Raw genomic sequence first — 3,535 nt, 5'->3', positions numbered from 1 at the left:
ATCGCTGCCGATGCCCCGCCGCACCTCCTGCCGGCCAGCCATTTCGGCAGCGGCGTCCTCACCTTCCACCTCCATGGCCTGTTCCGCACCGAGCCGGCCGTCCAGCTCTGGGTGGCCGGATCGCCCAACCGGATCAAGGACGGGATCCAGCCGCTGGCGGCGGTTGTCGAGACCGACTGGGCGCCCTACACCTTCACCATGAACTGGCGCTTCACCCGGCCCGGCCGGGTGCGGTTCGAGCAGGGCGAGCCGTTCTGCTTCTTCTTCCCGCTCCGCCTCGACCTGATCGAGCAGGTCCGCCCGGTCTTCATGCCGATCGAGCAGGATGCGGCGACCGCGGCGGCCTACCGGGCATGGGTGGTAGCGCGCAACGGGTTCAACGCGGCGCTGCAGGAGGAAGGCTCGGCCGCGCGGAGCGAGAAGTGGCAGAAGGGCTATTTTCGCGGCCGGATGCCGGACGGCACGGCGGGTGGGCCTGGCCATCGCACCCGCCTGCGCCTGGCATCGTTCCAGGACGCGCCAGGAGCAGGCGGGGGGCCGGATGCACCCGCCTAGGCGGACGAGCCGGGGCGAGGCACGGCTGGCGGCTAGGCGACCTGCGCAAGCCGGATGCAGCGCGGCTGTCGCTCTGGTAGAATTAGCTTCGGGACGATAGCGGGCAGCGGGCGGGCGATGGGCAGCGGGCGCGTCGGACGGAATGGGAGCAGGTGACGGGCGGCGGCAGCACTGGCCGTGGGGCTCCTCTGGCTGCCGGCATCCGTAGCGGCGCACCTGATCGAACTGGCGATCGCGGCGCCGCCGGCCGGCAGCGTGGCAGCCATCACGCCTCCCGATGCGGTCGATCCCGCCGTGCGCCTGCTCCGTGCGACCCTCTCCGCGGCAGAGAGCGGCGCCGGTGACCCGAGCCTGCGCCCGCTCCTGCCCTTCTACCGGGCGCGCGGCGACGTGCCGGCCTTCATCGGTGATCCGGACGGGACGGCGCGCGGCAGCACCATCCTGGCGACGCTCCAGCGGGCGGACCTGGAGGGGCTCGAGCCCGCAGCCTACGAGGTCGACCTGTTGTCGGCACTCCTACCGGCGGCCGAGGCAGGCGAGCCGGCGGCGCGGGTCGAGTTCGAGCTGCGGCTGGCCCGGGCACTGGTGCGCTATGCGCTGGACGTGTCCAGTGGTCGGGTCGGCCCGGAACATGAGCAGGATGGCGACCCCCGGCCCGATGACACCGCCCTGCCCGCCCGGTTGCTGGCCCAGGCCGTGCAGGCCGATGACCTTCCCCGCTGGCTGGCGAGCCTGCCGCCGCAGGGGCCGCCCTATGCCCGCCTGCGCAGTGCGCTGGAAGAATGGCGGGCGAAGCTGGACCGGCCGGCCTGGACCAGGGTGCCGGACAGCAGGCGGCTGACGGTCGGCTTGGCAGGCCCCGAAGTCGTGGCGCTGCGCCTGCGTCTGGTAGAAGAGGGCCTGCAGCCGCCGCCGGCCGTGCCAGGGCAGCTTTCCGCCCTGTTCGACCGCGACCTGCTCGGCCCGGTCCGGGCCTTCCAGGCTCGCTACGGACTGGACCCGGATGGCGTGGTCGGCGAGCGTACCTTGCGCGCCCTCAATGCCAGCGTGGCCGACCGGGTCGACCAGATCCGGGTCAACATGGAGCGGCGTCGCTGGCTGCCCCGCGAACTCGGCCGCCGCTACGTGTTCGTCAACCTCGCCGACTTCACCTTGAAGGTCGTGGCGGACGAACGGACGGTCCATACCAGCCGGGTGGTGGTGGGCGCGCCGTTCAGCGCCACGCCGGCCATGTCGCACCGGATCAGCCACCTCGTGCTCAACCCTTACTGGAGCGTGCCGCGCTCGATCATGGTGCGGGAGATGCTGCCGCAGCTCCAGCGCGACCCGGGCTGGCTGGCCAGGGAGCGGCTGCGCCTGTTCGCCGATGCGACGCTGGGTGGCGTGGAGGTGGATCCCCATGGCATCGACTGGTCGGGCGTCACGGCCCGCAACTGGCGCTGGCGGATCCGGCAGGATGCCGGCCCCGGCAATGCATTGGGCATCATCAAGTTCCTGTTCCCCAACAAGGACGATGTGTACCTGCACGACACGCCCAGCAAGCACCTGTTCCAGCGCAGCGTGCGCGCGTTCAGCCATGGCTGCATCCGGGTTGAGGACCCGCTGGCGCTCGCGGACGTGCTGGCGCGCGACCAGGACTGGCCGCGCCCGCGGCTGGAGGCGGCAATTGCGAACGGGCGGCCGGAACAGTTCGTCCGGCTGGCTGACCCGGTGCCGATCCACCTGGCCTATCCCACCGCCTGGGTCGGCAAGGATGGCCGGCTGGTCCTGCTGGACGACGTCTATGGCCGGGACCGGCGCCTGCGGGCGGCACTGGGGCTCACGGGCAGCTGAGCAGCGCCCTGGCCTGCATCCCTCACGATGTTCGGTACATCATTCACCTCTGCCGACGCACCGCATTGCGGCTGCCATAGGCCGGGGACATCCTTGACCTCCGCCAGCGCTCTGCGCACTGAGACAGGGGCTGGTTGCAGCATGGCGCCAGGAGCCAGGATGAACGCGAGCCGGCGACTGCGGCGCATCGTTGGAACCGCGCCGGGCGCACGGGCGCCCGGCCGCCCTGGCGTCACGAACTCCGTCCTGCGCCAGGGCAGGCCCCGCGCATGACTTCGCTGGCACCGCCCGGGCCGGACGGCCGGGAACTGCTGCGTTGCCGGCTGCCGGCATCGCTGGACGCGCTGGGGGAGGTGCTGGCCCAGGTGGAGACCAGCCTCGTCTCGGCCGGCCTACCGCTCGATCTGGCCCTGCAGCTCATGCTGGCTCTGGACGAGACCGTGAGCAATCTCGCGACCCACGCGACGCAGGTGGCGGGCCGCGAGGTATGGGTGGACATCTCGATCCTGCACCATCCCGACCGGATCGAGGCGGTCATCGCCGATGACGGCCCGCCGTTCGACCCAAGCGAGGCGCCGCTGCCGCATCTGGCCGATACGCTTGAGGAGCGCGCCGTGGGCGGGCTCGGCCTGCTGATCGTGCGCAACGTGATGGACGAAGTGCGCTACGACCGCCTGGACGGCCACAACCGGCTCCTTCTAGGCAAGCTTCTGCCGCCGGAAGCCTAGCCCCGGACTTCCGTTTCCGGCCGGTCGTCGCCGGGGGCGGTTTCCTCGTGCCAGCTCCCCGCCGCGTCCTGGTACTCGATCGACTCGGTATCGCCGGCCTGCGCCTGCCGGCGTGCCGCGTCCTCGGCCGCGCGCCTTGCATCGTCGTGGCTGGGGAAGGTCTCGGAGAAGGAATCGCCCACCCGATAGGCCCAGCCGTGATCGTGCTGGACGACCTCGTAGACGACCCTGCTCATGACGCTCTGCCCTTCAGTCCGGCTCCACCACTCCATGCAGGAACGGCCGACCTCAGGGCGCGTTCCGGACAGCTTGGACTGGGCGGGCGCGCAGTGCGTCGATGAGTGCTGCCGTCACCATGGCCTGCCCCCTGTCGTTCATGTGGAAGCTCGTGTCGTAGACCGCTTCGTCCGGCACCATGA

Annotated in this window: 4 protein-coding genes; 3 read left to right on the top strand and 1 reads right to left on the bottom strand. The window is 71.3% G+C overall.

Translation table 11 applies throughout. The annotated features are described in order from the left end of the window. From EQG76_RS21500 to EQG76_RS21490, 3 genes are all read left to right on the top strand, one after another. Nucleotides 1-555 (top strand): DUF6065 family protein (locus tag EQG76_RS21500; protein ID WP_159716376.1); only part of this gene is annotated, 555 nt, incomplete at its 5' end. Nucleotides 556-732: 177 nt separating this feature from the next. Further along, entirely contained in the window at nt 733-2,388 is a 1,656-nt protein-coding gene (locus EQG76_RS21495) for a L,D-transpeptidase family protein (RefSeq protein ID WP_159716375.1), read from the top strand. Between the two features lie 269 nt (nt 2,389-2,657). After that, entirely contained in the window at nt 2,658-3,116 is a 459-nt protein-coding gene (locus EQG76_RS21490; RefSeq protein ID WP_159716374.1) for an ATP-binding protein, read from the top strand. On the opposite strand, the gene EQG76_RS21485 is transcribed toward EQG76_RS21490, so the two are convergent. Continuing rightward, on the bottom strand, nt 3,113-3,352 hold the full coding sequence (locus EQG76_RS21485) for a DUF2188 domain-containing protein (RefSeq protein WP_159716373.1): 240 nt from the start codon (nt 3,350-3,352) through the stop codon (nt 3,113-3,115). The two genes, EQG76_RS21490 and EQG76_RS21485, sit on opposite strands and share 4 nt — an antisense overlap. Nucleotides 3,353-3,535: the final 183 nt, after the last annotated feature.

This window comes from Geminicoccus flavidas, from assembly GCF_009806515.1.
Classification (GTDB): domain Bacteria; phylum Pseudomonadota; class Alphaproteobacteria; order Geminicoccales; family Geminicoccaceae; genus Geminicoccus; species Geminicoccus flavidus.
This window is presented reverse-complemented; position numbering and strand designations above follow the sequence as displayed.